General features: G+C 26.5%; 1 protein-coding gene. It reads right to left on the bottom strand.

Annotated elements, in window-relative coordinates:
• On the bottom strand, positions 1 to 569 hold a 569-nt coding region (locus AYC60_RS00095; protein WP_156447597.1), incomplete at both ends, for a two-partner secretion domain-containing protein.

The following is a 569-nucleotide window of genomic DNA, read 5'->3' as shown; positions in this document are numbered from 1 at the left end:
CATCATTTATTATGTTTTTAGCTGATATATTAATACTTTCATTTGATATTATTTTATCTCTATTTGTAAAATCTCCTTCTACCTTAACATTTAGATTATCTGTCTTTATTTCCTCTATTTTAGCTTGTGTCTTTGATTCTAATGTTAAATCTTTTGAAGTTATACTTTTAACTCCTATACCTGATTTTGTTGCTACTATTTTTACTACATCTCCATGTATAGAACCTATGATATCTGCACTTAGCTTTATGCCTTCTTCTCCTGCATATGTTGTTACTTTTAATTCTTTTGCCTTTATATCTCCTTCTGATTTAAAGGTACTTGCTATTATCTCTAAATTCTCATCTGTATTTAGTTCTTTTAAGCTTTTGATGTTTCCTTTAGGTTTGTTATATCCTTTTATTTCTTCATTTTCTATTATTGGTTTTGATGTTGTTAAAGCCATATTATGTATATTTAAAAAACTTGCACCATCTAGTGTTATTCCATTAGGATTTGAAAGTATTACATCTAATTTATCTTTACTTAATGCTTCAAGTATTCCTTTTAGTTTACTTTCTTCTAATCCT

The sequence above is a fragment of the Streptobacillus felis genome (genome assembly GCF_001559775.1).
Classification (GTDB): Bacteria; Fusobacteriota; Fusobacteriia; order Fusobacteriales; family Leptotrichiaceae; genus Streptobacillus; species Streptobacillus felis.
The sequence above is the reverse complement of the archived record's forward strand: the minus strand, read 5'-3'. Positions and strand labels throughout refer to the sequence as shown.